This window comes from Ruegeria sp. BHSB172, assembly GCF_059613165.1.
The window spans coordinates 1-25795 of the sequence record NZ_JBXWRZ010000036.1; the positions used below are offsets into that span (position 1 = coordinate 1).

29 protein-coding genes and 1 tRNA gene are annotated in these 25795 nt (G+C 62.1%); 14 read left to right on the forward strand and 16 right to left on the reverse strand.

The genetic code is table 11. From position 1 onward, the window contains the following. The 3 genes from ligA to AC2FM3_RS14035 all read left to right on the forward strand — a co-directional run. The coding region (gene ligA / locus AC2FM3_RS14025) for an NAD-dependent DNA ligase LigA (protein ID WP_496682889.1) at nucleotides 1–1388 on the forward strand (1388 nt) is incomplete at its 5' end. Beyond that, on the forward strand, nucleotides 1385–3475 hold the full coding sequence (gene recG, locus AC2FM3_RS14030; RefSeq protein WP_496682965.1) for an ATP-dependent DNA helicase RecG: 2091 nt from the start codon (nucleotides 1385–1387) through the stop codon (nucleotides 3473–3475). The genes ligA and recG, both read left to right, overlap by 4 nt. 112 nt (nucleotides 3476–3587) lie before the next feature. Further along, nucleotides 3588–3710: a hypothetical protein gene (locus tag AC2FM3_RS14035; RefSeq protein WP_262504552.1), complete on the forward strand. Its 123-nt coding sequence runs from the start codon at nucleotides 3588–3590 to the stop codon at nucleotides 3708–3710. A gap of 181 nt (nucleotides 3711–3891) precedes the next feature. Here AC2FM3_RS14035 and AC2FM3_RS14040 read toward each other — a convergent pair whose 3' ends face one another. Both AC2FM3_RS14040 and AC2FM3_RS14045 read right to left on the reverse strand, forming a co-directional pair. After that, entirely contained in the window at nucleotides 3892–4530 is a 639-nt protein-coding gene (locus AC2FM3_RS14040) for a MarC family protein (protein WP_496682892.1), read from the reverse strand. A 57-nt stretch (nucleotides 4531–4587) separates the two neighbouring features. Further along, nucleotides 4588–5040 carry an iron-sulfur cluster assembly scaffold protein gene (locus tag AC2FM3_RS14045; protein WP_496682894.1) on the reverse strand — a complete coding sequence of 151 codons (453 nt, stop codon included), beginning with the start codon at nucleotides 5038–5040 and terminating at the stop codon, nucleotides 4588–4590. Between the two features lie 48 nt (nucleotides 5041–5088). On the opposite strand from AC2FM3_RS14045, the gene hisI reads away from it, so the two are divergent. Beyond that, nucleotides 5089–5478, forward strand: a complete 390-nt coding sequence (gene hisI, locus AC2FM3_RS14050) for a phosphoribosyl-AMP cyclohydrolase (RefSeq protein ID WP_496682896.1) — start codon at nucleotides 5089–5091, stop codon at nucleotides 5476–5478. Nucleotides 5479–5488: 10 nt separating this feature from the next. Here hisI and gluQRS read toward each other — a convergent pair whose 3' ends face one another. The 4 genes from gluQRS to AC2FM3_RS14070 all read right to left on the reverse strand — a co-directional run bounded on the left by gluQRS (nucleotide 5489) and on the right by AC2FM3_RS14070 (nucleotide 9441). After that, nucleotides 5489–6394 carry a tRNA glutamyl-Q(34) synthetase GluQRS gene (gene gluQRS / locus AC2FM3_RS14055; RefSeq protein ID WP_496682899.1) on the reverse strand — a complete coding sequence of 302 codons (906 nt, stop codon included), beginning with the start codon at nucleotides 6392–6394 and terminating at the stop codon, nucleotides 5489–5491. Beyond that, nucleotides 6391–7005, reverse strand: a complete 615-nt coding sequence (locus AC2FM3_RS14060; protein WP_496682902.1) for a class I SAM-dependent DNA methyltransferase — start codon at nucleotides 7003–7005, stop codon at nucleotides 6391–6393. The genes gluQRS and AC2FM3_RS14060 overlap by 4 nt, the downstream gene beginning before the upstream one ends. Before the next feature lie 9 nt (nucleotides 7006–7014). Then, nucleotides 7015–8382 (reverse strand): methylenetetrahydrofolate--tRNA-(uracil(54)-C(5))-methyltransferase (FADH(2)-oxidizing) TrmFO, encoded by a 1368-nt coding sequence (trmFO, locus tag AC2FM3_RS14065; RefSeq protein WP_496682905.1) that lies wholly within the window; start codon nucleotides 8380–8382, stop codon nucleotides 7015–7017. Nucleotides 8383–8655: 273 nt separating this feature from the next. Continuing rightward, nucleotides 8656–9441: an enoyl-CoA hydratase gene (locus tag AC2FM3_RS14070; protein ID WP_496682907.1), complete on the reverse strand. Its 786-nt coding sequence runs from the start codon at nucleotides 9439–9441 to the stop codon at nucleotides 8656–8658. 58 nt (nucleotides 9442–9499) lie between these two features. Here AC2FM3_RS14070 and AC2FM3_RS14075 point away from each other — a divergent pair, with 58 nt between their 5' ends. Then, nucleotides 9500–9943 (forward strand): PaaI family thioesterase, encoded by a 444-nt coding sequence (locus AC2FM3_RS14075; RefSeq protein ID WP_496682909.1) that lies wholly within the window; start codon nucleotides 9500–9502, stop codon nucleotides 9941–9943. Nucleotides 9944–10004: 61 nt separating this feature from the next. Here AC2FM3_RS14075 and AC2FM3_RS14080 read toward each other — a convergent pair whose 3' ends face one another. Continuing rightward, on the reverse strand, nucleotides 10005–10232 hold the full coding sequence (locus AC2FM3_RS14080; protein WP_496682912.1) for a DUF1127 domain-containing protein: 228 nt from the start codon (nucleotides 10230–10232) through the stop codon (nucleotides 10005–10007). A 99-nt stretch (nucleotides 10233–10331) separates the two neighbouring features. Here AC2FM3_RS14080 and AC2FM3_RS14085 point away from each other — a divergent pair, with 99 nt between their 5' ends. From AC2FM3_RS14085 to rpsI, 3 genes are all read left to right on the forward strand, one after another. Beyond that, nucleotides 10332–11735 (forward strand): aminotransferase-like domain-containing protein, encoded by a 1404-nt coding sequence (locus AC2FM3_RS14085; RefSeq protein WP_496682915.1) that lies wholly within the window; start codon nucleotides 10332–10334, stop codon nucleotides 11733–11735. A gap of 165 nt (nucleotides 11736–11900) precedes the next feature. Continuing rightward, nucleotides 11901–12359, forward strand: a complete 459-nt coding sequence (gene rplM / locus AC2FM3_RS14090) for a 50S ribosomal protein L13 (protein WP_068344207.1) — start codon at nucleotides 11901–11903, stop codon at nucleotides 12357–12359. Nucleotides 12360–12365: 6 nt separating this feature from the next. Then, nucleotides 12366–12851: a 30S ribosomal protein S9 gene (gene rpsI / locus AC2FM3_RS14095; protein ID WP_149775125.1), complete on the forward strand. Its 486-nt coding sequence runs from the start codon at nucleotides 12366–12368 to the stop codon at nucleotides 12849–12851. 70 nt (nucleotides 12852–12921) lie between these two features. Here the strand turns inward: rpsI and AC2FM3_RS14100 are convergent, their stop codons facing one another. The 9 genes from AC2FM3_RS14100 to AC2FM3_RS14140 form a co-directional block, all read right to left on the reverse strand. Beyond that, on the reverse strand, nucleotides 12922–14082 hold the full coding sequence (locus AC2FM3_RS14100) for an ABC transporter substrate-binding protein (RefSeq protein WP_496682919.1): 1161 nt from the start codon (nucleotides 14080–14082) through the stop codon (nucleotides 12922–12924). A gap of 31 nt (nucleotides 14083–14113) precedes the next feature. Then, complete coding sequence (locus AC2FM3_RS14105) at nucleotides 14114–16000, reverse strand: AMP-dependent synthetase/ligase (protein ID WP_496682921.1); 1887 nt, start codon at nucleotides 15998–16000, stop codon at nucleotides 14114–14116. Nucleotides 16001–16005: 5 nt separating this feature from the next. Continuing rightward, nucleotides 16006–16779 carry an ABC transporter ATP-binding protein gene (locus AC2FM3_RS14110; protein ID WP_496682923.1) on the reverse strand — a complete coding sequence of 258 codons (774 nt, stop codon included), beginning with the start codon at nucleotides 16777–16779 and terminating at the stop codon, nucleotides 16006–16008. After that, nucleotides 16776–17540, reverse strand: a complete 765-nt coding sequence (locus AC2FM3_RS14115) for an ABC transporter ATP-binding protein (protein ID WP_149775121.1) — start codon at nucleotides 17538–17540, stop codon at nucleotides 16776–16778. Before AC2FM3_RS14115 ends, AC2FM3_RS14110 begins: the two co-directional genes overlap by 4 nt. After that, nucleotides 17537–18634: a branched-chain amino acid ABC transporter permease gene (locus AC2FM3_RS14120; RefSeq protein ID WP_496682925.1), complete on the reverse strand. Its 1098-nt coding sequence runs from the start codon at nucleotides 18632–18634 to the stop codon at nucleotides 17537–17539. The genes AC2FM3_RS14115 and AC2FM3_RS14120 overlap by 4 nt, the downstream gene beginning before the upstream one ends. 4 nt (nucleotides 18635–18638) lie before the next feature. Continuing rightward, entirely contained in the window at nucleotides 18639–19514 is an 876-nt protein-coding gene (locus tag AC2FM3_RS14125) for a branched-chain amino acid ABC transporter permease (protein WP_170450009.1), read from the reverse strand. Nucleotides 19515–19593: 79 nt separating this feature from the next. Next, nucleotides 19594–20622, reverse strand: coding sequence for an alcohol dehydrogenase catalytic domain-containing protein (locus AC2FM3_RS14130; protein WP_496682928.1), 1029 nt, complete (start codon nucleotides 20620–20622; stop codon nucleotides 19594–19596). Between the two features lie 228 nt (nucleotides 20623–20850). Next, complete coding sequence (locus AC2FM3_RS14135) at nucleotides 20851–21369, reverse strand: hypothetical protein (RefSeq protein ID WP_496682930.1); 519 nt, start codon at nucleotides 21367–21369, stop codon at nucleotides 20851–20853. Nucleotides 21370–21581: 212 nt separating this feature from the next. Next, nucleotides 21582–21671: transfer RNA gene (locus AC2FM3_RS14140), tRNA-Ser, on the reverse strand. A 123-nt stretch (nucleotides 21672–21794) separates the two neighbouring features. Here AC2FM3_RS14140 and AC2FM3_RS14145 point away from each other — a divergent pair. The 6 genes from AC2FM3_RS14145 to AC2FM3_RS14170 all read left to right on the forward strand — a co-directional run bounded on the left by AC2FM3_RS14145 (nucleotide 21795) and on the right by AC2FM3_RS14170 (nucleotide 25785). Continuing rightward, nucleotides 21795–22637 (forward strand): DUF2059 domain-containing protein, encoded by an 843-nt coding sequence (locus AC2FM3_RS14145; protein WP_496682931.1) that lies wholly within the window; start codon nucleotides 21795–21797, stop codon nucleotides 22635–22637. Next, on the forward strand, nucleotides 22637–23446 hold the full coding sequence (locus AC2FM3_RS14150; protein ID WP_496682934.1) for a DUF2059 domain-containing protein: 810 nt from the start codon (nucleotides 22637–22639) through the stop codon (nucleotides 23444–23446). Before AC2FM3_RS14145 ends, AC2FM3_RS14150 begins: the two co-directional genes overlap by 1 nt. A 209-nt stretch (nucleotides 23447–23655) precedes the next feature. Next, nucleotides 23656–24267, forward strand: a complete 612-nt coding sequence (locus tag AC2FM3_RS14155; RefSeq protein WP_496682937.1) for a 50S ribosomal protein L21 — start codon at nucleotides 23656–23658, stop codon at nucleotides 24265–24267. Between the two features lie 11 nt (nucleotides 24268–24278). Further along, a complete protein-coding gene (gene rpmA, locus AC2FM3_RS14160) occupies nucleotides 24279–24548 on the forward strand; it encodes a 50S ribosomal protein L27 (RefSeq protein WP_005983052.1) in 270 nt (89 codons plus the stop codon). A 95-nt stretch (nucleotides 24549–24643) separates the two neighbouring features. Beyond that, nucleotides 24644–25252, forward strand: a complete 609-nt coding sequence (locus AC2FM3_RS14165) for a LysE family translocator (protein WP_496682940.1) — start codon at nucleotides 24644–24646, stop codon at nucleotides 25250–25252. Beyond that, complete coding sequence (locus AC2FM3_RS14170) at nucleotides 25249–25785, forward strand: GNAT family N-acetyltransferase (RefSeq protein ID WP_093962048.1); 537 nt, start codon at nucleotides 25249–25251, stop codon at nucleotides 25783–25785. Before AC2FM3_RS14165 ends, AC2FM3_RS14170 begins: the two co-directional genes overlap by 4 nt. Nucleotides 25786–25795: the final 10 nt, after the last annotated feature.

Consider the following 25795-nt stretch of genomic DNA (forward strand, 5'->3'; position numbering starts at 1 on the left):
GTACCCAGGTCGATGGCCTGTCCCGGCTGGCCGCCTTGGGGTTTGCCACCAACGAATTGACGCAACTGTGCCGCTCGGTTGATGAGATGCTGGCCCACTACCGGGCGATCGAAGAGCAGCGCGCGACACTGGGCCATGACATCGATGGCGTGGTCTACAAGGTTAACGACCTGGCGCTGCAGGCGCGGTTGGGCTTTCGCTCGACAACGCCGCGTTGGGCGATCGCGCACAAGTTTCCGGCCGAAACGGCCTGGACCGGGCTCGAAGCAATCGACATTCAGGTCGGCCGAACTGGCGCGCTCAGCCCGGTTGCGCGCCTGCACCCGGTGACCGTGGGGGGCGTGGTTGTATCGAACGCCACGCTGCACAACGAAGACTATATCGCCGGGCGTGACGCCAAGAGTAACGTGATCCGCGATGGCAAGGATATCCGCGTCGGCGACTGGGTGCAGGTCTATCGTGCCGGTGACGTGATTCCAAAGATCGCCGACGTCGATCTGAGCAAACGCCCCGACTGGGCCGTGCCTTTCGAGTTTCCGACCAAGTGCCCCGAATGCGGCAGCGATGCCATCCGAGAGGAGGGCGACGCAGTGCGCCGCTGCACAGGTGGGGTCATCTGCCCGGCGCAGGCCGTTGAAAAGCTGAAACATTTCGTTTCGCGCAAGGCTTTCGACATCGAAGGTTTGGGTGCCAAGCAGATCGAGATGTTCTATGAAGATCCTGATCTGCCCGTGAAAACTCCGGTGGACATCTTCACGCTGCAGCAACGCGACGCGAAGAATTTGAACAAACTGGCCAACCGCAAGGGCTGGGGCCGGCAGAGCGTCGCCAAATTGTGGGCCGCGATCGACGAAAAGCGCACCGTTCCGCTGGCCCGGCTGCTGTTTGCACTGGGGATCCGCCATGTGGGCGAGGCTGCGTCGAACCTGCTGGCCAACCACTATGGCTCGTGGGAGGCGTTTGAAAAAGCGATGACTGCCGCCGCCGGTTTTGAGGGCCCCGAATGGCAGGAACTGCTAAGTATCGACGGCGTGGGCGAGGTAATGGCCCGCACCCTGGTTTCGACATTCGCGCAAGAGGCCGAGCGGAAAACCATTGACGACCTGGTGGCGCAGTTGAACGTGCTGGATGCGGTCCGGCCCGATACAAGCAACAGCCCGGTCGCGGGAAAGACCATCGTGTTTACCGGAACGCTCGAGAAAATGACCCGCGCCGAGGCCAAGGCCCGGGCCGAGGCATTGGGGGCCAAGGTGTCCGGCTCGGTCAGCAAGAAAACCGATATCGTGGTTGCGGGTCCGGGTGCCGGGTCCAAGGCCAGAAAGGCGGCCGAACTTGGAGTCAAGGTCCTGGATGAAGACGAATGGCTGCACCTGATCGGGGACGCATGAGCGGGCGCCCCGAGCAGCTCTTCCCGCTGTTTGCGGGACTCGAGACGCTGGACGGCGTCGGCCCCAAGACGGCCCGTCTGTTGGGGCAGATGGGGCTCGAGACGCCGCGCGACCTGCTGTTCGCCTTGCCTTATGCGGTGATCGACAGGCGCAGACGTGACACGATCCACGGCGTTGACCTGCCGGCGACCCTGACCGTTGAGGCGACCGTGGGCGCCCATCGTCCGCCGCGCAACCGGGGCGGCGCCTATCGGGTGTTTGTGCAGGACAGCCAGAGTGATTTCCAACTCGTGTTCTTTCATGCGCGCGGCGACTACCTGAAGAAAATCCTGCCGGAAGGGGCGGGGCGGGTGATTTCGGGAAAGCTGGAACTGTTTGACGGTACGGCCCAAATGGTTCACCCCGATCATGTCGTGCCGATCGATCAGGCCGGGTCGATCCCGGAATTCGAGCCGATCTATCACTTGACCCAGGGGGTGACGCAGAAAACCGCCTTCAAGGCGGCGCAAAGCGCGCTGGCCCGGGTGCCGGATCTTGCAGAATGGGCGGACCCGGCCTTGGTTCAGCGCCGGGGATGGCCGGGATGGCCCGAAGCGATCCGCGACGCCCACAATCCACGCGGTGCCGATGACGTTGCCCCATTCGCACCCGCACGCGAGCGTCTGGCCTATGATGAGCTTTTCGCCCACCAACTGACCCTTGCCCTGGCGCGGCAGCGTGAGCGCAAGTCGCGCGGGATCGTCAGCGTCGGCACCGGCGCTTTGCAGTCGAAGGTGCTGAAAAAACTGCCCTATCAACCGACGCAGGCACAACAGCGCGCAATCCGCGAGATCGCGGCCGACATGGCCTCGGACGCGCGGATGAACCGGTTGCTTCAGGGCGATGTTGGCGCGGGCAAGACATTGGTGGCCTTCATGGCCTTGTTGATCGCCGTCGAGGCCGGCGGTCAGGGTGTGATGATGGCGCCGACCGAGATTCTGGCCCGTCAGCACCTGGAAGGGCTGCGCCCGCTGGCCGAAGATGCCGGTGTGGTGCTCGAGATCCTGACCGGGCGCGACAAGGGCGCCGAGCGGCGCGCGAAACTGGCGGCCTTACAGGCCGGGGACATCCAGATTTTGGTCGGAACCCATGCGGTGTTCCAAAGCGATGTCGCGTTCAAGGATCTGCGGCTGGCCATCGTGGATGAACAACATCGGTTCGGGGTGCGCCAGCGGATGGAACTGTCGGAAAAGGGCAGGGGTGCCGATGTTCTGGTCATGACCGCCACGCCGATCCCCCGCAGCCTGGCGCTGGCGCAATACGGCGACATGGACGTGTCGGTGCTTGATGAAAAGCCGCCCGGGCGCAAACCGGTCAAGACCGCTATCGTCAGCACGCAACGCATGAACGAGGTTGTGGACCATCTGCGACGTGCGATCGGCGAGGGGCGGCAGTGCTATTGGGTCTGCCCTCTGGTGGATGAATCCGAGGTTTCGGATCTAACCGCCGCCGAGGAGCGGTTCAAACATCTGCGGGCGCAATTGGGCGAAGGCGTGGTCGGGCTGGTGCATGGCCAGATGCCTCCGTCCGAGAAAGACGCGGCCATGGCGGCCTTTCAGGCGGGGCAGACTAAGGTGCTGGTGGCCACGACGGTGATCGAGGTCGGCGTTAACGTGCCCAATGCCACGATCATGGTTATCGAACGCGCCGAGATCTTTGGCCTGGCGCAACTGCACCAGCTGCGCGGGCGGGTCGGGCGCGGCGAGGGGGCCTCGACCTGCCTGTTGATGTACCAAGCCCCGCTGAGCGAGGGCGGTCGCAGGCGGCTGGAAGTGCTGCGCGAAACCGAGGACGGATTCCGCATCGCGCAGACCGATCTTGAAATGCGCGGAGCAGGCGACCTGATCGGGACGGCGCAGTCCGGTTTGCCCCGGTTCCAGATCGCCGACCTAGAGAGGCAGGCCGGATTGATGGAAATCGCCCAGACGGATGCGCGTGCGTTGCTGGCCACCGACCCCAAGCTGACCACCGAGCGCGGCAAGGCGGCGCGCGTTCTTCTGTGGCTGATGAAACAGGATCAAGCGATCCGTTTGATTTCAGTGGGTTAGGGACTCAGTCCCCGAATAGTTCACAAATGTTCTCTAAAAGTTCTTTACCGACTCGGAGAAATATGAGAACAAAAGGTCAACAAAGCATTAAAGCCAGACCGGAGGAGACGCCATGCTGAGCCAGATCAAGACCGCAATCAGCCGTTCGCAGAGCACGCTGCTGCAAGATGCAGCCGGCGCGGCGTCCTTGATCGTGATGCTGATGGTGGCGCTGCATCTGCCTGTCGGGTTCTGACCCTTTCTGCCTGCGATCTCGTGCCGATAGCACCGCGCTGTCATCCCCATCTCAGTCAAGGGTGACCTGCCTGTCCCAAACCCCTTGAAGGGGCCGTGCCTCGGCCCCGCGCGGAACCCGGACCCCACACGAGACACGCATGACTGCCGCCGCCCTTTCGCCCGGAAGGAGCGGCGGTTTTTTATAATTGTCCCGTCTTGATGATTTCCAGCAGCGCCGACAGAACCGAGTTGGCCGCGACCGAGGCGAGGATCATGCCCATCACGCGGCTGATGATGGCAGCGCCGGAATGGCCGATCAGGCGGATGATCGGCTCGGCCAGCAGCATCAATACAAAGGCGGCCGCCAGCACCGTCAGCATGATCAGCGCGGTGATGCCCTGATCGACCAGGCTGTAGCGGTGATTGTCGGTCAGGATGACGATGGCCAGCATCGCTCCGGGCGAGGCCAGAGACGGCACCGCCAGCGGGAAGATTGCGGGGTTGTGCTGGTGCAGCTGGTCCTGCCGGTCTTCCTCGGCCACGCGTTGGTCGACCTCGGGTTTGCTCTCGCCAAAGATCATCGACAGGGCGAACAAAAACAGGATGATTCCGCCAGCCACCTGGAACGAGTTCAGGCCGATATCGAGCGCCTCGATCAACAATTGGCCGAACACCAGGAAGAACAGCAGAACGCCCGCGCTGACAAGGGCCGCCTGCAGGGCGGTCCGTCTGCGCGCGGCGACATCGATGCCGGCGGTTACGGCGATGAAAACCGGAATGGTGCCGATCGGGTCGATGACGACCCACAGGGTCACGAAATGTTCGAGCAGGTTTTCCATTGAAATCTCCGGCAAATATGGCCGGAGGTTAAATGCAACGTGCTGAAAATGCCATGTTCAGGCGCAATTGGCCTGTTCCGCCTGCGCCATGGCCTCGGCGGTGGCGTCCAACGCCAGCATGATCGAGGCGTGGCGGTTCTTGTAGTCGCGCGCGGGCATCAGCACCTCGAGCCCGTCAAAAGGCGCGTCAGGGGCAGGGCCGTCCTGTTTGAGCATGGCCTTGAGTTGATCGCGCGCCTGCTCGATCTGAGCGCGCGTCGCACCGATCACTGCACCGCCGACCACCGAGGCCGCGGCCTGGCCAAGCGCGCAGGCTTTCACATCCTGCCCGAACTCGGAAACCCGGCCATCCTTCACTTTGACGTCCACGGTGACGGTCGACCCGCACAGGGGCGAGCGTTTCTTGACGGTTGCACCGGGGCTTTCCAGGCGCTGCAAATTCGGGATGTCGGCGGCCAGTTCAAGAATGCGGCCGGAATAAAGCTTGATCAGATCGGTTTCGCCGGACATGGGTTCCCCTCGCTGCGTGTTCCCCATACATAGTGGCCATGTTCTGGGATGCAAAAGGTTTTTGCCATGTCGCGCGCCGTCTCATTTGACCCGTCAACGCTGAAATTCAACGAAACGGGGCTGATCCCCGCCATCGCCCAGCAGCACGACACCGGAGAGGTGCTGATGATGGCCTGGATGAATGCCGAGGCCGTGCGCAAGACGCTGGAGACCGGGCGCGTGACCTATTGGTCTCGCTCGCGCCAAGCGTTCTGGATCAAGGGCGAAAGCTCGGGCCATGTGCAAAAGCTGGTCGATCTGCGGGTGGATTGCGACCGCGACTGCCTGCTGGTTCTGGTCGATCAGACCGGCCCGGCCTGTCACACCAATCGGCGCAGCTGCTTCTACACTGCGGTCCGCGATGGTGATGAGGTCGAATTGATGGTGCCGTTGGCCTGACAGCCGCGCCTCACAACCCGACCATTGCGCGGATGTCCTGCGGCGAGGCGCCTTCCTCGCGATATTTCGCGATTGCGCGGGCGTCGTCGCGTTTGGCCAGCCGCTTGCCCGTGTCATCCCGAATCAGACGGTGGTGGTGATAGATAGGCGTAGGCAATTCCAGTAGACGTTGCAGCACCACGTGGATGCAGGTGGCCTCGAACAGATCCTGCCCGCGCACCACATGGGTGATCTGCTGCGCGGCATCGTCCAGAACCACCGACAGGTGATACGAGGTGCCCATTCCGCGTCGGGATAGAACCACGTCACCGACGGCACTGCGCAGTTGATCAGCCTCGATGGTGATGGCCCCGGTCTCTCCGCCGGGACCGTGACCTTGCTCGATGAATGCCAGCGCTGAATTAGTCGTTTTAGCAGATGGTTGGAGAGCGGAGTTGATCTGTTTCAAGGCCTCGGCCATGTTCAGGCGCAAGGGCAGGTCGGTCGGTCGCGGCTGGCGCGCTGAATCGGGGTTCCAGCGTGCGCGGCATGTTCCGGGATAGACGATCCCGTCCGGGCCCAACATCGGCTGGCCTTCTTGTGGCGCGCTGGCGGCCGCGGCGATGTCGCGGCGGTTGCAGGTGCAGGGATACAGCAGGCCGCGCGCCCACATTGCGTCCAACGCGCGGTGATACAGGTCCAGCCGATCCGATTGCCGCATGACCGGTTCGGGCCAGCTGAGGCCCAGCCAAGCCAGATCGTCTTTCAGTTGCGCCTCCCAATGGGGGCGGGCGCGGCTCTGGTCGATGTCCTCGATCCTCAGCAGAAACGTCCCGGCCCTGGCGTGGGCCATGTCATGGGCCAGCAGCGCGGAATAGGCGTGCCCTAGATGCAGGGGGCCGGTTGGAGATGGGGCGAAACGGGTGATGAATGTCACAGTTTTTCAACGATATAAACGTCGGACTTCAAATCCAGACCCGGAAGGTGTGGCCCGTGTTCGCGAAACAGCAGCCGCGCGGCGCCGATGTCCAGCCATTCGCTCAGGCGGACGGTATAGGCCGGGTCCTGCAGAGTGTGATCGTTGAACGAAAAGGCCAGCAGGCCCCTTTTGGGCAAGGCCTTCATCAGCATGTCGAAGGTTTCGGGCGGCGCTGCGCCTGCGCCGATCACACCGATGGCCGTGATGGCGCGATAAGCGCCGGTTTGCACGGGGCTGGGGTCGGTAATCTCGAAGGGGGTCAGGCTGCGATACACGCCCTTGGCCTCGGCGCCCTCCAACATGCGCGGGGTCGGGTCCATACCGTCGATCACGCGAAATCCGGCCTTGTGCAACGCAACGCCCGACAGACCCGTGCCGCATCCGTAATCCAGTACGGGTTCCTGCGGGTGCGGAAACCTGTCCCACAGCGCCTCGGCCACGCGGCCCGGAGTGGCATAGCCGTGTTCGGCCACTTCATCCTCGTAGGACGCGGCCCATTTCTGATAATGCGCCTGCGTTTCCTGGGGCGAATTCAGCTCATAGGTCTTGTCGAGGTATTTTTTGCTCATGCGCTCAGTCTAGGCGGGCGCGGCGTCCTGCGTCCAGTCGGCTTGGGCCAGCCACGCCTGCCATGCGGCCTTGGCGCGGTCGGTATAGGCCTTGTAGCGGTCCTTGCGGCCACGCCGTCCACCTTTCAACCCGTCGACCGGCCGGAATAGGCCGAAGTTGACGTTCATCGGCTGAAAGGTCTTGGCCTCGGCCCCGCCGGTGATGTGATGGATCAGCGCGCCCATGGCGCTGTCCTGCGGAACCGGGGGCAGGGAGTGGCCCAGGATCTCGGCAGCCGCCAGACGTCCGGCCAGCAGACCCATCGCGGCGCTTTCGACATAGCCTTCGACCCCTGTGATCTGTCCGGCGAACCGGATGTTCGGCCTGGTTTTGAGCCGCATCTGCGCGTCCAGCAGGGTGGGCGAGTTGATGAACGTGTTGCGGTGGATGCCGCCCAGCCGGGCAAAGCTGGCATTCTCGAGCCCCGGAATCATCCGGAACACCTCGGTCTGCGCGCCGTATTTCATCTTGGTCTGGAATCCCACGATGTTGAACAGCGTGCCCAAAGCGTTGTCGCGGCGCAGTTGTACCACCGCATAGGGTTTGACGTCCGGCTGGTGCGGATTGGTCAGGCCCACCGGTTTCATCGGCCCATGGCGGAGGGTCTCGCGGCCCCGTTCGGCCATCACCTCGATCGGCAGGCAGCCGTCGAAATAGCCGGCGGTCTCACCTTCGTGGAACTCGGTCTTGTCGGCGGCCAGCAGCGCATCGATAAAAGCTTCGTACTGGTCGCGGTCCATCGGGCAGTTCAGATAGGCGGTTCGTTCTTCCTCGGTCTCGCCCTTGTCATAGCGCGACTGCATCCACGCCTTGCTCATGTCGATCGTGTCGGCATAGACGATCGGGGCGATCGCGTCGAAAAAGGCCAGCGCTTCGGCGCCGGTCTCGCGCTGGATTGCCTGACCCAGGGCGGGTGAGGTCAGAGGGCCGGTGGCAAAGATCCAGTGGCCTTGGTCCGGCAGCTCTGTCACCTCTTCAAGGCTGACGCTGACCCGGGGGTGCGCTTTCAGGCGCGCGGTGACGGTCTCGGCAAAAGGCTCACGGTCGACGGCCAAGGCACCGCCGGCGGGCAGGCGGTGGGCATCAGCGCTGGCCATGATCAGCCCGTTGGCCGCGCGCATCTCCCAATGTAGCAGGCCGACGGCGTTCTGCTCGTCATCGTCCGACCGGAACGAGTTCGAACACACCATCTCGGCCAGGTTGCCGGTCTGGTGCGCAAAGGTGCCAGTTTCGGGGCGCATTTCGTAAATCACGACGTCCACACCCATCTCGGCGGCCTGCCATGCGGCCTCGGATCCGGCCATGCCGCCGCCCACGATATGCAATTTCTGTGTCATGCGCGTTCACATAAGCCACGCGGGCCGATTGCGCAACGGTCAGCCACACTCACACGCACTGCTGCGTCAAGCCATTGAAAAAGGGGAAAAATCTTGGGGTCGCCGCTGCGGGAATCTTAGCGCCAGTGAGAGAGACCGGCTGGAGGGACCTTCCGCCCACGGCGACCCAAAAGAATGTCAGAGCCTGAGCTCTGTCTCAGCATTGCCACAGAGTTGCCCTTTTGGAAAGTGAAAAAATGCGAACATTCGAGAATTTTGTTCATCACCTTTGCGTCATTGCGTCCAATTGGGCGGTCGTTTTTCGATGAAGGCGGAAATTCCTTCCTCGGTGTCGTGATGCATCATATTCTGAGCCATTACCTCTCCGGTATAGGCATAGGCCTGTTCCAGCGGCATCTGGATCTGCTCATAGAACGCCTGCTTGCCGATCTTGACGGCAGCCCCCAGTTTCGAGGCCAGCTTTTCGGCCAGGGCCCATGTTTCCTGTTGTAACTCGGTTTCGGGGACCGCGCGATTGATCAGGCCCAACTCGGCTGCGCGTTGGGCCGGGATGAAGTCGCCGGAGGTCAGCATTTCAAAGGCCTGTTTGCGCGGGATGTTGCGGCTGAGCGCGACCATCGGCGTCGAGCAGAACAGGCCGATATTCACGCCGTTCACACCGAACCGGGTGTTGTCTGCCGCGATGGCCAGATCACAGGTCGCCACCAACTGGCATCCCGCTGCGGTAGCGATCCCGTGAACCTGCGCGATCACCGGCTGGGGCAGCGACTGGATCGACATCATCATCCGCGCGCAACGGTTGAACAGGTCGGTGAAATAGGCCTTGCCGCCGTCCTCGGCCTGACGGCCCGCCGTCATCTGTTTCAGGTCGTGGCCGGCGCAGAAAGCCTTGCCTGCGCCCGACAGGATCACCGCGCGGATGGACCGGTCATCGCGCAGAGCGTCCAGTTCGGTTTGCATCGCGGCCAGCATCTCGTCGCTCAGGGCGTTCAGCCGCTCGGGCGCGTTCAGTTTCAGATGGGCGATCGCCCCGGTGTCGCTACGTTCCAAAATTGCCATATTGCCCTCCCGCTGGCTGTCGGGCCAACTCTAGGTCGGCAAATCGAGGAGGGGAAGCATGTCATTGGCAATGAACAAGGAAGAACTGTCGCAGTACCTGGCGCAGGTCTTTCCGCAGGTACACAGGGATTTCGTGGTCGAAGCCCTGACCGAGGACACGATCACCATGCGCCTGGTTGTCGAAGACCGGCACCTGCGCCCGGGCGGCACCGTGTCCGGGCCCTCGATGTTCGCCCTGGCCGATGTGTGCGTCTATTCGATGGTTTTGGCGCGAAAGGGCCGGCAATCGCTGGCGGTGACCACCAACAGTTCGATGGATTTCCTGCGCAAGCCTGAAGGGGGCACCGATCTGATCGCGCAGTGCCGGTTGCTCAAGCTGGGGCGGTCGCTGGCCGTGGGGGATGTGCTGATGTATTCGGACGGGGCCGATGCCCCCTGCGCCCGGGCCAGCATGACCTATTCGCTGCCCCCCGAAGGCTCGGCCGCGGCGGCGTTTGGATGAAAAAGGCCGGGGACTGACCCCCGGCCCAGGAAGAGGTCCCGCGAACGGGACTGGGGATGCTTTATTCGATCCAGAAATGGCGTCGGCTTTCGCGGTCCGCCTCGAAGCGGTTCAGCCCGACATCGCGCAGCAGGCGATCATCCAGCTTGCCCAGATTGATGCGGCTGCGGCGCCGACGTTCCCATTTGGTGACAGTCGCCGCAAACCGTACGGCCAATGCGGCGACCAACGGCAGCCGCGGGCTGTCGTTCAGCAGCAGAAGGGCGGAGGTGTGCATTGCGCGTGTCATCTGGGTATCCTTCCAAAATTGTATTGACACAAAACTTAAATGCTCGGTACATTGTCGTGGTACGCTCGGGATTGTGATGAAGGCAAAGGAAGAATTGTAATGGATACAATTTGGCCGCAGGCGTTGCCTGAATCCAAGGGACCCAAATATACTCTTGTGGCGGACACAATCCGAAGGGCCATAGAAAACAATACGCTAAAGGTTGGAGCGAAACTGCCGCCGGTACGCGACCTGGCCTATCGGCTGAAGATCACACCTGGTACGGTGGCGCGAGCCTATTCAATCCTGACCGACGAGGGGTTGCTGAGCGCCGAGGTCGGACGTGGTACATTCGTGGCGCCGCCGAAGACGCCTCTGCTGGATGACGTATGGTCGCGGCAGTTGCATTTGCGCGATGACAAATACGAAAAGAGTGTAAGCCTATTCAGCCCCCGTCTGCCGGATGTGGGGCAGGTGGCCCTGATCCGGTCCTGCCTTGCCCGCGTGGCGCAGAGCGATCCGGCCTTGTTCATGAACTATCCCACCCGCGAGGCTTATCAGGGCGTGCGGCAGGCGGTGGTCGACTGGCTTTCCGACCTGCCGCTTGGCGCTTTGAACGCCGACGACGTCGTGCTGACCCATGGTGGCCAAAGCGGGTTGTGCGTTGTGTTCCAGACCCTATTGCGCGGGCCGAAACCCGTGGTTCTGGTCGAGGACCTGTCCTATGCCGGGTTCCGCCGCGCCGGTGAGTTGATGCGGGCCGAGGTCGTCGGGGTAAAGATGGACAAGTGGGGCATCGACCCCGAAGCGCTGGATCATGTACTGCGCCAGACTCCGGCGCAGGCGATCTGCGTCTCGCCCGAGGTGCAGAACCCGACCGGCAGCCACACGCCACTGGAGCGGCGTCAGGAAGTGGTCGAGATCGCCCGACGGCACGACCTGCAGATCATCGAGGACGATTGCTATCGCATGGGCGAGGCGCGTGCGCCCAGCTATCGGGCGCTGGCGCCCGATCGCGGCTGGCATGTCTCGTCCATTTCCAAGACCCTGACACCGGCCCTGCGTGTGGGTTTTGCCATCGCTCCGCGTGACCGCGGCAGTGATCTACGTCGGTCGGCCGAATACGGCTATTTCGGCCTTGCCCAGCCTTTGGCCGAACTGACCCGTCTGCTGCTGACCGATCCCGCGGCCCGTCGACTGGCGCGGGATGTGCGGGTGAAGATGGGGGAGTATGTGCGTGTGGCGGTGAATGCTCTGGGCGGGTTCGATTTGAGTTGGGATCCGGAAATTCCCTTTGTGTGGCTGCACCTGCCGTCAGGCTGGCGCGCCGCTGCTTTCAGTCGCGCGGCCGAGCGTGAGGGGATTCAGATTCGATCCGCCGATGAATTCGCCCTGCGGGACGGGCGCGCACCCAACGCTGTGCGCATCGCGATGAACGGACACGTCTCCCTGCGGAAATTCGAAGAAGCAATGTTGCGCCTGCGTATCCTGCTGGACAATCCACCCGAGCAAATCAGCGTCTGACTTTGTGGGGTAAATAAATACCTATTTTGCAAGTCATTGAAAACAAGCGCTTAAAACACTTTGGTTGCGCTTGACCTGAAGTTTCCTTGCGTCTAGATACCCATTCATCGAATTCGGGCCGCCTCGGCAGGGGCGGTCTTTCACATCAAACAGGATTGTCCTGACATGAAAACCTTCTCTGCAACTCCTGCAGACATCGACAAGAAGTGGATCCTGATCGACGCCGAGGGCGTTGTTCTGGGCCGTCTTGCCTCGATCGTCGCCATGCGCCTGCGTGGCAAGCACAAGCCGTCGTTCACCCCGAACATGGACATGGGCGACAACGTCATCGTCATCAACGCCGACAAGGTCCAGATGACCGGCAAGAAGCGCGACGAGCACTTCTACTGGCACACCGGCCATCCGGGTGGCATCAAGTCGCGCACCAAGCAGCAGATCCTGGAAGGCGCGCACCCCGAGCGCGTGGTCTACCAGGCCGTCAAGCGCATGCTGCCGGGCAACCGTCTGTCGCGCAAGCAGATGACCAACCTGCGCATCTATGCCGGTGCCGAGCACCCGCACGAAGCCCAGGCCCCCGAAGTTCTGGATGTCAAATCCATGAACAAGAAAAACACCCGGAGCTAATGACCGATGGCTGATCAGATCAATACTCTCGAAGAGCTGAGCGCCGTCGCAGGCGTTGAAACCGTGGCCGAAGAAACCGTCGTGCGCGAGCCCGTGCGTGACGAGCTGGGTCGCTCCTATGCAACCGGCAAGCGTAAAGACGCTGTTGCCCGCGTTTGGATCAAGCCGGGCTCCGGCAAGGTCACCGTGAACGGCAAAGACCAGGACGTGTATTTCGCACGGCCCGTTCTGCAGCTGATCCTGCGCCAGCCGTTCCAGGTTGCCGGTGTCGAAGGTGAATTCGACGTGGTCGCAACCGTCAAAGGCGGTGGCCTGACCGGTCAGGCCGGTGCGGTCAAGCACGGCATCTCGAAAGCGCTGCAGCTGTACGATCCCAGCCTTCGCGGCGCGCTGAAGGCCGCAGGCTTCCTGACCCGCGACAGCCGCGTCGTGGAACGGAAGAAATACGGCAAGCGCAAAGCCCGCCGTTCGTTCCAGTTCTCGAAGCGTTAATCGCTTCCGAGGGCACAAAATGGAAAGGGCTCGCATCCGCGAGCCCTTTTTTCGTGGTCGGAAGTTGGTGTTATTCCTCGTGCATCTTCTTCCACGCCCCGTTTTCCACCACGCTGACATAGACCGTATCGGCGCCCTGATGGTCGTCGGGGCCAAAGGTCATGTGGTTGCCCACCAGATCATCCTGATAATCCAGTGACTCCATCGCAGCGATAAAGCTGTCATGTGTCAGCTCGGGGCCGGCGGCCTCTAGCGCCTTGACCATCATTTCGGCCGCCGCATAGCCCAGCATCGAAAAGCCCACCGGATCTTCGCCGGTGGCGGCCTTGTATTCCTCGATGAAGGCCTTGGGGGCGGGTTCATCCGCGCGGGCCCACAGATCCTGCCACGAGGCGGCGGCGTAGAAGCCGTCGGTCACGCCACCCGGCACCTGTGCCACCACGGTCAGGAAGCTGGCCGAGGTGCCCAGGAATTTCATGTCGGTCAGGCCCATCTTCTTGGCGGTACCGACCACGGTGATGGCCTGCCGTACGCCCAGCGCGATGGTGACGATGTTGCAGCCTTCTTCCTTCAGCTTGCTCAGCGAGCCCACGAAATCAGTTTCGTCAGGTTTGTGAGTGGTTTCCGCGGCAAAGGTAATGCCGGCTTCCTTGGCGCCTTCCTGGCTGCCTTCAAGGATTTCCTTGCCGAAATCGGTGGGCAGATACATCGTGCAGACCTTGTCGCCGCCGAATTCCTGCGCCAGATATTTCACGCCCACGCGCGCCTGGTCGTAATAGCTGGAAAACGAGGTGAACTTGTTCTTCATCGGCTCCTGCAGCATCTGCCGCGCGGCCGACAGGGGGGCGACGTTGGGAATGCCTTTTGGGTCCAGCAGTTTGAACCCGGCCAGGTTCATCGGCGTGCCCAGAGATTGCAGCATCGCAAACACCTTGTCGCGGTTCAGCAGCTTGTTGTAGCCCTGCATCGCGCGCGGCATCTGGTAACCGTTGTCTTCGACCACATAGCGGATCTTGCGGCCATGCACGCCGCCATTGGCGTTGACCCGGTCGAACACCACGTTCGCGCCCTTGGTGGCCGGAACCCCGACGGCGGCAAAAATGCCGCTTAGGTCATTGACCGACCCGATGACGATTTCGTCGTCGGTCACGCCTTGCGTTTCGGCCCAGCCCATCGAGGCCAGGGCGGACAGGGCGGTTGCCGCCGCCAGCCGTCTGATTGCTTTGGTCATGTGTCTTCCTCCCTTAGTATTGATCCCTGTTCTATTTGTACATGTCTTCAATGAGATGCGCGTGTTTCTTTTCCACCAGGCTGCGTTTCAGTTTCATCGTCGCGGTCAGTTCGTCATCTTCGGCGGTCAGCAGCACGTCGATCAGGCGGAAATCCTTGATCTGTTCGACCCGCGCGAATTCCTTGTTCACCGCGGCCACTTCCGCGCCGATCAATTCGCGCACCTCGGCTGCAGCGCAGAGCGAAGCGAAGTTCGAGAACGGCACTTTGCGATCCTGCGCGAACTTCTCGACGTTTTCCTGATCGATCATCACCAGCGCCGTCAGGTACTTGCGGCGGTCGCCGATGATCACCGCGTCCGAGATGTAATGCGAGAACTTCAACCGGCTTTCGATCTCGGCCGGGGTGATGTTCTTGCCGCCGGCGGTGATGATGATGTCCTTGAGGCGGCCGGTGATGGTGACATAGCCGTCCGCGTCCACGTGCCCCATATCGCCGGTGCGCAGCCAGCCATCGGCGGTGAAGGTTTCGGCAGTCTTGGCATTGTTGCGCCAATAGCCCTGGAACACGTTCAGGCCGCGGATCTGGATTTCGTCCCCGTCCGAGATGCGAAGATCGATCCCCGGTGCGGGCTTGCCGATGGTGCCGATGCGGTTGGCCTCGGGCGTGTTCAGCGTGGCGATGCCCGAGGTCTCGGTCATGCCGAAGCCCTCGACCAGCGGCACGCCGATGGCCCAGTACCATTTCAGCAGCTCGGGCGAGATCGGGGCCGCGCCCGACCCGCCGCGCCGCAGCCGGTCCATGCCCAGCATCCGGCGCAGGTTGCGCAGCACCAGCCGGTCCCACAGCCAGAAATTCGCGGCCACCGCCGGCGGCACCGGTTTGCCCTGCAGGATGTACTCGGCCCGTTTCATCCCGGCTTTCAGCGCCATGCCAAACGCGGCACGCCCGGCCGGGGTGGCCTCTTGCGCCATGATCAGCACCTGCGAATAGATCTTCTCCCACACGCGCGGAACGGCGGTGAAGGTCGAGGGCGACACTTCCTGAAGGTTGGCAAAGACCGTCTCGGGGCTTTCCGCGAAGTTCACCGTGCATTTCGAGGCCAGCGGGAAGTAAATCGAAACATCGCGTTCCAGGATATGACACAGCGGCAGAAAGCAAAGCTGCTCATCCGTCTCCAGCGCGGGCAGGCAGCGTGCGCCGCATTCGATCGCGGCCATGATGTTTTCGTTACTAACCATCGCGCCCTTGGGCATGCCGGTGGTGCCCGAGGTATAGATCAGCAGCGCAGTGTCCTGCGGCGTGGCCAGCGCGATTTCGGCTTCGAATCGGCCCGGCTCTTCGCGCTCGGCCTCACGGCCGAGGGCATAGAGATCCTTGATCATCATGCAGCGGGGATGGGCCAGGTCGTGCAGGCCTTCGTCTTCAAGGATGATGACCTTCAACAGGCCGGGCACCTCGTCTTCAATGTCCAGAAACTTGTCAAGCTGCTCCTCGTCCTCAACGATCAGAAAGCGGCTGTTGCTGTCATTGACCAGGTATTTCAGCTGGCTGGCGGAATCGGTGGTGTAGACGCCCGAGGCGATGCCGCCGACGCATTGGATGCCCAGATCGAACCAGGCCCATTCCTTGCGGTCCTCGGACAGGATCGAGACGACCTCACCGCGTTGCAGTCCCAGCTTGCGCAGCGCCAGCCCGATCCATTTGGCGTGCTGCCAGTAGTCGGCCCAGGAATAGGATTTCCAGATGCCCAGATCCTTTTCCCGATGCGCGGTGCGGTCGCCCAGGGCGGCGCAGCGTTTCTGGAACAGCTCGGGGATGGTAACGCAGCCATCGACCCTCACGGGGCGCTGGCCGGGCGTGGCGTTGAATTGAACGCCGTTGATGGTGGTCTGCGGGGGCAGGGTGGTCATGTTCATCCGGCTCACCTCCACGTCTTTTTGCGTTTCCAGCGGCGGTTTTCCCGCGCGCCTTCCTCCTGCACGCCCAGATAGAAGTTCTGGATGTCCTCGGACCGCATCAGCACGTCGGCGGGGCCGTCCATCACGATGCGCCCGACCTCCATGACATAACCATGATCGGCCAGTTCCAGCGCGGCGTTGGCGTTCTGCTCGACCAGCATCATGGTCATGTTCTGCTCGTCGTTCAAACGTCTGAGGATGCCAAAGATCTCTTGGACCAGCAGCGGCGACAGGCCCAGCGAGGGTTCGTCCAGCAGCATGATGCGCGGGTTGGCCATCAGGCCGCGGCCGATGGCCAGCATCTGCTGCTGCCCACCCGACAAAGTGCCGGCCTCTTGATTGCGACGTTCCTTCAGGACCGGGAAGTAAGAAAACACCAACTCGCGGTCGCGCTCGATCTGGGCCTTGTCGTGCAGGGTATAGGCCCCCAGGCTGAGGTTTTCGTTCACCGTCAGCAGCGGGAACACCTCGCGCCCCTCGGGCACATGCACGATGCCCTTCTGGACGATCTTGTGCGGCTCTAACCCTTGGATTTCCTCGCCGTCGAAGGTGATGGTTCCCTTTTCCGGGTCCATCACGCCCGAGACGGTCTTCATCAGCGTCGTCTTGCCCGCCCCGTTGGCGCCCAGGATCGAGACGATCTGGCCCGCTTGCACGTCCAGCGACACGCCGCGGATCGCCATGATCGGGCCATAGAAGCTTTCGATGTTGCGGATGCTCAGAATCGGTGCGCTCATGAGGCTTTCCCCAGATAGGCTTCGACGACGGCGGGGTGCGATTGCACCTGCGCCGGTGTCCCTAGGGCCAGTTTCGCCCCATCGGCCATGGCCAGCACCCGGTCGGACACGCCCGAGACCAGCCCCATGTCATGTTCGACCATCAACACTGTGATCCCCATCTGCCGCCGGATGTCGTCGATCCACCAGCGCATGTCGGTGGTTTCTTCGACCGACAGCCCCGAGGCCGGTTCATCCAGCAGCAGCAGCTTGGGGTCGGTGGCCAGCGCGCGCGCGACCTCGACCACCTTGCGGACGCCGTAGGGCAGGCCGGCGATCATCTTGTCGCGATAGGCCTGCAGGTCGAGGAAATCGATGATCTCTTCGACCTTCTCGCGGTTCTCCAGCTCTTGCCGGCGGGCCGAGGGAGTAAAGAATACCTCAGACAGCAGGTTGGTACGCCGGTGGCGGTGCCGCCCGACCAGCAGGTTCTGCAACACGGTTGCATGTTCGAACAGCTCGATGTTCTGGAAGGTGCGCGCGACGCCATAGGCGGCTACACCCGAGGGCTTCACCTGCAGCAGATCGTGCCCGTCGAACCGGATCTGGCCCGCGTATGGGTCGTAAAAGCGCGAGATCAGGTTGAACACCGTGGATTTGCCCGCCCCGTTCGGTCCGACGATGGCAAAGACCTCGCCTTCTTCGACCGAAAAGGACAGGTCGTTAACCGCCGTCAGGCCACCGAATTTCAGGGTGACGTTCTCGAATTCCAGCAGGCTCATCTCAGGCGCTCCGTCTTGAGATAGGATTTCTGCCGCTTGAACATGTCCTTGCGGTAGAAGGGGAACAGCTCGAACCACGTGCGGATTTTCAGCCAGCGACCATAGATGCCCATCGGCTCGAACAGGATGAACCCGATCAGGATCATGCCGAAGATGCCGAATTCCAGCCCCGGAATGGCGACGGTTCCGCCACCGAACAGGGCGCCTGCATATTCCTTGGCGATCGACAGGAACTGCGGCAGAAACCCGATGACGATGGCGCCCAGAAACGCGCCGTGGATCGAGCCCAGCCCGCCGATCACGATCATCATCAGCAGCTGGATCGAGATCACCACGCTGAAGGTTTCGTTGTTGAAGGCCCCGGCATAGAGGCCCATCAGCGCACCCGCCCATCCGGTAACGGCGCAAGACAGGGCGAAGGACACTGTCTTGGTGCGCGCGATGTCGATGCCCATCGCCTGCGCGGACACTTCCGAGTCACGCACCGCGATGAAGCTGCGCCCCAGCGGCGTACGCAGAAGGTTGATATAGCCCAGCGTGACCAGAACCGTGACGGCCAGCACCAGCCAGTAGAACTGCTCGGGCGTGCCCCAACGATCGACCAGATGGCCGAATATTTCGACTCCGCCCATGTACTTGCCCGCCACGCCGCCGGTGATTGGTTCGGCAAGAACGATGAGGTCGTCCATCAGGATCGACAGAGCCAGGGTGAAGATCGCCAGATAGATGCCGTGCAGCCGCAGGGCAGGAATGGCGACAGTGACCCCGGCGATACCGGTCAGAATGCCGGCCAGCGGAAATGCCACCAGAAACGGCACGCCGGCCTCGATCAGGATCACGTTGGCATAACAGCCAAAGGCCAGAAACGCCGCGTGGCCCAGGCTGGCCTGGCCGGTATGCCCGGTCAGGATCATCAGGCCCAGCCCGGCGATGGCCCAGATCAGAACGTTCGTCAGCTCTCCCAGATAGAACGCGTCCAGCAACCACGGCGCGGCAAAGACCACCGCCAGCAGGAGCAGGTAGAGCGACAATTGGTATCCGTCCTTCCACGGGCGGATGTCCTGCATGTAGTCGGTTTTGAAAACGATCCTCATGCGCTCAGACCTTCTTGACCCGGACCTGGCTGAACAGGCCGTGCGGACGGAAGATAAGCACCGCCAACAACAGCGCATAAGGCGCGATCTGGCTGTAGCCCGCGGCGATGTAGCGGCTGGCAAAGGGTTCGATCACGCCGACGATCAGACCGCCCGCCAAAGCTCCGGGCAGGCTACCGAACCCGCCGATGACCGCCGCCGCAAAGGCCTTGATCCCCAGCAGCCCGGTGGTTGGATCGACCGAGCCCTTGGCGGCGAACAGGATCCCCGCGATCCCGGCCACGACACCGGCCAGCCCCCAGATGAAACCCTGCACACGCTTGACCGGCACCCCCATGTAATAGGCCGCCAGCTGGTTCTGCGAGGCGCCTTGCATCGCCAGACCCAGCTTGGTCTTGCTGAAAAACACGTACAGCGCCCAGGTCAGCAGCACGGTCACGACGATGACCGCCACGTCCTCCATCCCCAGAACCAGCCCGCCAAAGCGGACCTCCTTGCCGGCCAGCGGATTTTCCAGCGTCTGCGGCTCGTGGCCCCAGATCAGCCCGGCGACAAAGCGGATCACGAAGCCCAGGGCGATGGTCAGGATGACCACGGCGGTCTGGCTTTCCCCGAACAGGCGGCGGATGATCAGCCGATCCAGCAGATACCCTAGCGCGCCCATGATCCCCAGCGAGATGGGTAGGGCCAGCCAGAAGGGCAGGCCCATATATTCGGTATTGGTCAACCCAATGGTGACGAAGGCGCCCAGCATCATGAAATCGCCCTGAGCGAAGTTCACCGCTTCGGTCGCCTTGTAGATCAGCACGAAGCCAAGCGCGATAAGGCCGTAGACACAGCCATTCGCCAGCCCGCTAATCAGCAGCTGTGCGTTGTCCAAATTCTCCTCCCAATTGCCGGTTGGCCCGGCGTCTTTTGCGCACCCCGGATCTCCTCCAATCTCCGGGGGGCTTATTCTACTATGGCGTGATGATGACCTTCCCGTCACTCTTTTTCATCGCATCGGCCAGGCCCGACACGATGTTCCTTAGCGGCAGGTGCGCGGACACGTCGGTTTTCCAGCGTCCGTCGGCAAACCGGGCTTGCACTTCGGCCACCACGCGCATCTGGTCCTCGGGCGGCGTGGACATCATCCACTGAGTCAGCCAGAACCCTTCGATCCGCTTGCTCATGAAAATCATTTGCCCCATCTGGGTCAGTCGCGGGGCCTCGGTGCTCAGCTTGCCATAGCTGACCCAGCGCGCGCCGTTGGGCATGGCGCAGAAGATCTGCTCGGACAGCTGGTCGCAGACCGCATCCAGAAACACGCGCGGTTTCAGGGTTGCGCTGGTCTGCGCGAATTTCTCGACAACATCGCTGTCGGTGGTCACAAGAACCTCGGCCGCGCCGTGGAATTTCAGCAATTCGACCGCCTCGGCCCGGCGAACCATGGCGATGGGCTTCAGCCCCAGATCACGCCCCAACCCGCACATCAGCTTGCCCAACTGGCTGGTTGCCGCCGATACGACAAAGGATTCTCCGGCCGATTTGGCGATATCGACCATCGCCATCGCAGTCAGCGGGTTCACGATCTGCGCGGCCCCGTCGTCATCCGAAATCTCGGCGCGCAACGGGATGCACATCTGTGCCTGGGTCAGCGCATATTCGGCCCAGACCCCCGAACCCGAGGCGACGAAAGCCACGCGCTGGCCCATCAGCGCCTCGGCCCCTTTTCCGGTAGCGACCACGTCACCGCACCCCTCGAAGCCAGCCGGGGCGCCCTTGACGCGTGGCTGGCCGTATTCACCCTTGATGAAGTGGATGTCGGACGGGTTCACCGAAGCGGCGCGCAGACGGATCAAAACCTGACCGGGCCCCGCAGCGGGCACCGGGATTTCGACCTCTTCCAGCCAGTCCGAGGCTTGCTCGATCACAGGTCCGGTGGCGGTTTTGGCGTATCCTTCGAATTTCTGCACCACGGCGAACATGGTTTTGGGCAACTCGGTCACTTTGCTCTTCCTCTTGGGTCGTTACCCGATTTTTTGTGGCCCGTCCCAAGCGGGTGGATTGCCCGCACGCTGGGATCAACCAAGGCCACAGCCGATCAGGGCAGCCTGTTGGAGCCAAGCCAAGCAAATGCGGCCCTGTCCGTCAATCGACCCGTTCTGTTACGTTACGGAAGCGGCTCGGCTTGGCCGGACATCCTGCGCCATGCTGCCGGGCGGCCCAGGAAAACCTCATTGGATCAGCAGGTTGCGTAATTCCTGCAGCTTCAGGGCGGCGGTTTCCGGGGCGGCCTTGATCTCGTCCAGAATGGCAATGACCTTGGCCTGGATGTCCTGGCTCAGCTGACTGTTGCGCACCTCGTCAACCATCTTGTCATAGTCGAACTGATCCGCGGTCAGCATGCCCTCCTGAACCCAAGCGTTGATCAGTTCGCTTCCCTGAGCCGTCAGCGCAGCCACCTGATCGCTGGTCTGATCGGCAAGGTCAGTGGCGGCCTGACCCGCCTGCTCGGCAGTTTCCGAGGCCTGCTCGACGACTGAAGACGCAGCTTCGCTGGCTTGATCTCCAGCTTCCGAAAGTGCTTGCTCTGCGGCTTCGGTCACGGCGGTCGCGGCGTCGCCGATGGCCTCTCCGGCCTGTTGCGCGGCCGATTCAAGTTTCTCGGCCGGAGTGGGTTCGGGTTGGTTCAAATACAAATAGGCGCCGACGCCTAGAACGGCGATGACGGCGACAAGGATCAGGCGGGACATCACGGGTCTCCTCTTTGGATGCATGGTATCGAGATGTGCTCAAACTAGTTGAGTTCAAAGGGGAAAACCCGTGTTTTCCTTCCCCGATCCGCGTTTGAGCCGCCGGGCGCTGATCGGCGCAGTTGGGCCGGCAAGATCACGCCGTCACGGGAAAAGGGCGCTATCAATTCATCCACGCCGCGTACTGCAATGCGCTCTTGTATTGGGGGTAGTGGCGGAGAGACAGGGATTCGAACCCTGGGTGGGCTTGCACCCACAACGGTTTTCGAGACCGCCCCGTTCGACCACTCCGGCACCTCTCCGCGGGGTTCTGTGAGGGGGGGATTTAGTGATGATCGCCGGAGGGTGCAAGCAGAAAATTCGTCAATATCGCATCCGGCCGATTTTCCATTGCCTGAGCGGTGAAATATCCTAGGCTGAAGCCCATGCAATACTCCATTACCTTCATCGCTCGTATCGCTATTTTCTCGCTGGGTCTGCTGTTTGCGCTTGGGCAGGCGGCGCAGGCCGCAAGCCGAGACCGGATTGAGGCCTTCCTGGAAACCACCGGATTCGACGTGGCGCTGGAGAGCATCGCGCTGGCGTCCGCTTCGGCGCCTCAGATGGTGGGGATCGACCCCGAGGGGTTCGGTTCGCAATGGACACGGTTGTCGGAAGAGGTGTTCGACACCGAAAAGATGCACGAAACCGCTGTGTCCATACTGGAGCAGACGCTTAGCGACGAGGCCCTGACCCATGCGGTCGAGTTCTATGCCTCGGATCTGGGGCAGCGACTGGTCGAAGCGGAGAACGCCTCGCACATGATCGAGGACGATGACGCCAAGCAGGCCGAGGGTCTCAGGATCGTGGCCGATCTGGTCCGAGAGGGGTCGATGCGGGTCGAGATCCTCAAGCGGATGAACAGGGCGATCGACGCCAGCGAAACGGCGCTGCGGGCGGTCCAGGAAATCCAGGTGCGTTTTCTTCTGGCGGCCAGTGCGGCCGGTGTCATCGATCTGCAACTCGACGCCGACGGCCTGCGCGCGATGATGAAGGCGAACGAGACCCAGATGCGCCAATCAATGCAGCAGTCGGCGTTGGCCAATGCCGCTTATACTTATCAAACTTTCTCGGACGCCGATCTCGAGACCTACACCCGCGCGCTCGAGCATCCGTTGATGCAGCAGGTCTATGAACTGCTCAATGCGGTGCAGTACGAGATCATGGCGAACCGGTTCGAGACGCTGGCCGCGCGGATGGCCGAGCTGCGCCCGGTTCAGGACATCTGATGCGGGTTGTTCTGACCCTGTGGCTGATCTGCGCCGGATGGGCGGCCGCCGCGGCAACGTCCGAGACGGCCGAGCGGTTGGCTGCAGCGCTGCACCTGCGCGAGGTGGCGCAGATTCTCAGCAACGAGGGCGTTCAGCAAGTCGGTGACATCGACGCGGCCATGCTGGAGGGCCGGGGCGGCTCGTATCTGCGGGCTCAGATCGAGGACCTCTATGACCCTGCGTGGATGCATGATCGGCTGATCGAGTCCCTAGCCGCCGGGATGACCGCGACCGAGATGACACAGGCGGCCGTGTTTTTCGAGGGCGAGACCGGCCGGACGGTCGTTCGGCTCGAGAATTCCGCCCGGCGGGCCTTTTCGGAAGAATCGATCCGGCAGGCGGCCTTGGACGCCCTTGCCGGGGCGGATCAGGAGGCCGAGTTCTTTCGCTTGATCGACGAATTTGTCCAGATCAATGATCTAGTGGACCAGAATGTCGCCGGCACCCTCGGCGCGGATTACGCGTTTCTGCGCGGGCTCGCCGACGGGCAGGGCGTGGTCGCGGACAGTGACCAGATGCTGGCGCAACTGCTCGAACAGGCCGGAGAAACCGAGGATGACACGCGCGAATGGCTGTATTCGTTCCTGATGTTGGCCTATGGTCCGCTTGATCCGGCGCAGCTGCGCGAAAACATCGCTTTTTCCCGGACCGAGGCCGGCCGGGCGCTGAACCGCGCGTTGTTTGCGGGGCTTGGCGACATGTACGAGGATCTTTCCTATCAGGTTGGCTTTACGGTGGGGCAGGTTCTGAACGCATCAGATCTTTAGGCGCGGTTTGGTGTTGACTTTGGGCCTGTATCCATGGATAAGCGCGCATCCCGGCCGGAACCTCCGCGCCGGGTCTCGTTATTGCTGGCCGGACGGGTGCGCCCTGATGGTCGTTCATCCGCCCGAAAAGGGCGCGCTGTTCGAGGTGGCTTTGGCCGAAACACCCGTCTGACGGGGACCACAGAACGCGGTAGAAAAAGGAAAGACGCATGTTTGCAGTCCTCAAGACTGGCGGCAAGCAGTACAAGGTTCAGGCGGGCGACGTGCTCCGCGTTGAAAAACTGGCTGCCGACGCAGGTGAAAAAGTCCAATTCAACGACGTTCTGATGCTGGGTGGCGATGCCCCCGTTGTCGGTGCGCCGTTCATCGATGGCGCGGCCGTTCAGGCAGAAGTGATCGAACAGATCAAAGGTGACAAGGTCATCAAATTCGTCAAGCGCCGCCGCAAGCACAGCTCGAAGCGCACCGTTGGCCACCGTCAGAAGCTGACCCTGGTCAAGATCACCGACATCCTGCCCTCGGGTGCGGACAAGTCGGGCGTCAAGGCCGCCACCGGTTCCGCACCGGCAGGTGAAGTTGCGAAAGCAGCGAAACCCGCCAAAAAAGCCGCTGCCAAGGCAGAGGCCCCGGCCGATGCTGCCGCTGACGATCTGACCAAGATCACCGGTGTTGGTCCCGCAGCTGCCAAGAAACTGGCCGAGGCCGGTATCGAAAGCTTTGCCGCTCTGGCCGCCTTGTCGGACGAGCAGATTGCTGCTATCGAAACGGTCAAAGTGAAACCCGAATGGGTTGAGCAGGCCAAAGAGCTGGCCAAAGGCTAAGGAGAGAGAGAATGGCACATAAAAAAGCTGGCGGTTCCTCCCGTAACGGCCGCGACTCAGCGGGTCGTCGCCTTGGCGTGAAACTGTATGGTGGCCAGGCTGCCGTTGCAGGCAACATCATTGTGCGTCAGCGCGGCACCAAGTTCTGGCCGGGCGAAGGCGTTGGCATGGGCAAGGATCATACCATCTTTGCAACCGTTGATGGCGCCGTGAAGTTCCACAAGGGACTGAAAAACCGCACCTTCATTTCGGTCCTGCCAGTGGCGGAGGCCGCAGAGTAAGCCGAAACCCAGAAGGTTTAAGAAAAATTCATGGGGGACCGGCACAAAGTGCCGGTCCCTTTTTCGTTTTGACGCAGATGTGATCGAAAACCCCGATGCCCGTTGCGACCACCAGTTTCCTGATCTTTGCCGCCAGCCAGGTCGGCACGCCGGGACCGGCCAACATGGTCCTGTTGGGAACGGGTGCGCGCTATGGGTTCCGCGCGGCACTGCCTTTCGTGGCGGGCGTGATTCTGGGCAAGCAGCTGATCATTTGGCCGCTGGGCTTTGGCCTTCTGCAACTGGCAGAACAGGCCCCCACCGCGTTTGCAGTTCTGAAATATGCTTCGGCGGCATATATTTGCCGGCTTGCATGGAAAATCTCCAACCTGCGCCTGTCCAATCAGGGCGCAGGCGAGTCGGTTCCCGGATTCTGGGCCGGGTTGGTGGTGCATCCACTGAACCCCAAGGCGTGGGCGATGATCATCGCGGGGTTCACCGGTTTCGTCGCGGCGGGGACATCGGTGCTGAGTGCGACGCTCACGATCGCGCTCGTTCTGTTGACCTGCCAGTTGGTCCTGCATCCGATCTGGACCTTTGCGGGGGATAGAATTGCCCGTGTGGTTGCGGGACGGCCGGCGGAAAAATATCTGATGTGGACTCTCGCGGGTTTGACTGTTGCATCCGTACTTTTCGTGTTGTTCGGAGGAGGAACACACCAATGAAACTTGAGGCAATCATAAATCAGCCGGTCATTGAAACCGAGCGGTTCGACCTGCGCCCGCTGCGCCGGTCGGACATGGGCCTGATCGAGCATTACGCAGGGGACGAGCGCGTGGCGCGCATGACCACGTCGATCCCGCACCCTTTGCCGCCCGGTTCGATCGAGGCTTTCGTAACCCGCGCCATGGCCGAGGATCGGGACGAGGACGTCTGGGCCATGGACGCCACCAAGGATGGCGGGCCCGAGTTGATCGGGGTGATCTCGCTCAAGCGGCTCGATCGTAACCAGTCCGAAGTGGGCTATTGGGTCGCGCCCTTGTACTGGAACACGGGCATCGCCTCGCTGGCGGTGGAAGCGCTGGTTCAGGCGAACCCGCTGGAAAACGCCACGATGTTTGCCAGCGTGTTTCAGGACAATCCCGCCTCGGCGCGGGTTCTGACCCATTGCGGGTTCCAGTATCTTGGCGATGCCGAAAGCTTCTCGGTGGCGCGCGACGCAAATGTGCCCACCTGGACGTACAGCAAAAAACTCTGACTTGTGGCCG